This is a genomic window from Microcystis sp. LE19-41.2A (assembly GCF_027530405.1).
GTDB lineage: Bacteria > Cyanobacteriota > Cyanobacteriia > Cyanobacteriales > Microcystaceae > Microcystis > Microcystis aeruginosa.
Window position 1 is genome coordinate 1 of record NZ_JAPZQJ010000343.1, and the last position, 3,211, is coordinate 3,211.

The window sequence follows — 3,211 nt, forward strand, 5'->3', positions numbered from 1 at the left end:
TTTACCAGTTTTGAGGTGGCCAATTACCTAATTTTCAGGGAAAAAGTGCCTAAATTTCCCCCCGATCACTCCCAGATCCAGTACTTTTTGATTGACAAAAGGTCTAAAAGTCTTACCCAACAAGGTTTTTAGATTTATTCAACCAGCCCTAGATAATTTATGAGAACGAACAAAGGAAATTCTAAATCCTCCCGCCCGTTGCGAGTGCCGAGAGGTCGCAGGGACGACCGCCGCCACACCCCCAAGGTAAACCGGACAGGTCTCTATCAACGCGCGATCCGGCAGTCCTTCCTCAAACTCGACCCGCGCATCGCCGTGCGTAACCCGGTCCTGTTCGTGGTCTGGTTAGGAACGATCGTCACGGCCCTGGTCACGATCGACCCGCATCTATTCGGCACGATCGCCGGGGATAGGGGACAACAACGGCTACTTAACGGCATCATCACCCTCATCCTCTTCTTCACGGTGCTGTTCGCCAACTTCGCCGAGGCGATCGCCGAGGGACGGGGAAAAGCCCAGGCCGATGCCCTGCGCTCCACCCGCAGCGACACGATGGCCCAGAAAATCCTTGCCGACGGCTCGATCGAGTCGGTCAGTTCCACGGCCTTGGGTCGGGGCGATCGGGTAAAACTGGTGGCCGGGGACGTGATTCCCGCCGACGGGGAAGTGATCGAGGGAATCGGTTCGGTGGATGAATCGGCGATCACCGGAGAATCGGCCCCCGTCCTCAAACAACCCGGAACCGACATCGCCAGTTCCGTCACCGGCGGCACCAGGCTTCTCTCGGACGAGTTGACAGTGCGGATCACTCAAGATCCCGGCCAGGGTTTTATCGATCGCATGATCTCCCTCGTGGAAGGGGCCGAGCGCACGAAAACCCCCAACGAGATCGCGCTGACGGTACTTCTGGCCGTGTTAACCCAAGTCTTTCTAATTGTCGTCGCCACGATTCCGCCGATCGGGAACTATATCGCCGGTTTCCTGGAAACGAGCCTCGGGCCGGCGGTTGCGGATACCTTTCGGGCCGGTTCCAGTATCGCCATCTTGATCTCGCTCCTCGTCGCCCTCATTCCCACGACGATCGGCGGTTTATTGAGCGCGATCGGCATCGCCGGGATGGATCGTGTGGCTCAGTTTAACGTCATCGCCACCTCCGGGCGCGCGGTGGAAGCCTGCGGCGACGTGAATACCCTCCTTCTCGACAAAACGGGAACGATCACCCTCGGAAACCGACTGGCTGACGAATTTATCCCCGTGAACGGTCATAACCTCGAGGAATTAGCCCGCATCTGTCTAGCGGCCAGCCTTTTCGACGAAACCCCGGAAGGACGCTCGATCATTGCCTTAGCCCGGAATTTGGGCGCGAACCTCGATATCGATGGCCAACCCGGCGAGGGAATCGAATTCTCCGCTCGTACCCGCATGAGCGGCACCGATAGGGCCGGCGAGGAATACCGTAAGGGAGCCGTAGACGCGATTAAAGGTTTCGTCCGTTCCCGCGGTGGTTCCGTTCCCGAAACCCTCGATGAGGCACAGGAAAGGGTTTCCCGTTTGGGGGGGACTCCCCTCGCCGTCTGTCGGGGTAACGATATCTACGGGGTGATCTATCTCAAGGACATCGTGAAGCCGGGATTAAAAGAGCGTTTCGACCAATTACGGCGCATGGGTGTGAGAACGATCATGCTCACCGGCGACAACCAGATCACGGCGGCGGTGATCGCGGCGGAGGCGGGGGTGGATGATTTTATCGCCGAGGCCACCCCAGAAGATAAGATCGAGGTGATCCGTCGCGAGCAAGCCAAGGGCAAGTTAGTTGCCATGACGGGAGACGGAACCAACGACGCACCCGCACTGGCCCAGGCTAATGTCGGTGTGGCGATGAACTCCGGAACCCAAGCGGCGAAGGAGGCTGCCAATATGGTGGATCTCGATTCCGACCCGACCAAGCTGATCGATTTAGTGACCATCGGCAAACAGTTACTCATTACCCGCGGCGCCCTGACCACGTTTTCGGTAGCCAACGATATCGCCAAGTATTTCGCCATTATCCCGACAATTTTCGCTGCCGCTGGGATCGGTGCTTTAAATATCATGGGTTTGAAAAGCACTCAATCGGCGATCGTCTCGGCCCTGATCTACAATGCCCTGATTATCCCCGTTTTGATTCCCTTGGCACTTAAAGGCGTTCAATTTCGCCCGCTCACTGCTGACCAACTATTGCGGCGCAATATCCTCATCTACGGCGTGGGAGGCATGATTGCCCCGTTTATTGCTATTAAGATTATTGATGAGATAATTTCAGCGATCGGGTTGAGGTAATGGGAAAATCGGCAATATTTAAGCCTAGTTTATTCGGATTGAAGCACTCGAATCGGGATTTTAGCCAAAAAGAAACATGGGGTAAAAATCAATTTAACTCCTCATTTCCAGCTTCTTTGTGCGCTTACTTGGATGGGAAAGGACTGAAAAATGTCTATCTGAAACTCGATGAAAATTTAAAAGTTCAACCGGCGGAGTTAAGTACACAAGAGTTATACGGTCTAGCTCCCGATTCCGATAATTTATTTTATGCTTTCGAGAGTCAATTTAGAGGAGGGAGCAAAATGATCACAATCGATTTATTCGCTGGTTGTGGTGGTTTATCTTTAGGTTTCCAGAAAGCGGGGTTTACTATTGTGGCCGCATTTGATAATTGGATACCTGCTATAGATGTCTATAGAAATAACTTTAGTCATCCGATATTTAATGTCGATTTATCTAGAGAATCTAGCCAAGAAATATTTGCTCAATATAATCCTGAGATTATTGTCGGCAGCCCTCCTTGTCAAGACTTTTCCAGTGCTGGGAAGAGAGACGAGGGTTTAGGACGAGCGAATCTAACGCTCACATTCGCTGAAATTGTAACTGGAGTAAGTCCCCAATGGTTTGTTATGGAAAATGTGGATAGAATTGAGAAAAGTAAAATACTCACTCAAGCAAAACAAATTTTTAAAAGCCATGGTTATGGTTTAACTGAAAAAGTTATTAATTCTTGTTACTGCGGAGTTCCTCAAACTAGAAAAAGATATTTTCGGCTCTTCGGTTTGTGTTATGCAATGGACGGGGGTTATAAGGGATGGAACCCTTATAGAGAAAGGCATTTAGCGATTTTTGTCAATTGTTTTTTATCTAGAGCTAACTAATCAATTAAGTCTCTTGCCAGATAAGGATT

General features: G+C 51.4%; 1 protein-coding gene and 1 pseudogene. Both read left to right on the forward strand.

Annotated features, from left to right (window positions below; genetic code table 11):
• Window positions 1-159: 159 nt before the first annotated feature.
• Window positions 160-2,319 (forward strand): potassium-transporting ATPase subunit KdpB, encoded by a 2,160-nt coding sequence (kdpB, locus tag O9290_RS14030; RefSeq protein WP_002761775.1) that lies wholly within the window; start codon window positions 160-162, stop codon window positions 2,317-2,319.
• A pseudogene (locus O9290_RS14035) lies at window positions 2,319-3,071 on the forward strand (DNA cytosine methyltransferase); the annotation flags it as partial. The gene kdpB and the pseudogene O9290_RS14035, both read left to right, overlap by 1 nt.
• Window positions 3,072-3,211: the final 140 nt, after the last annotated feature.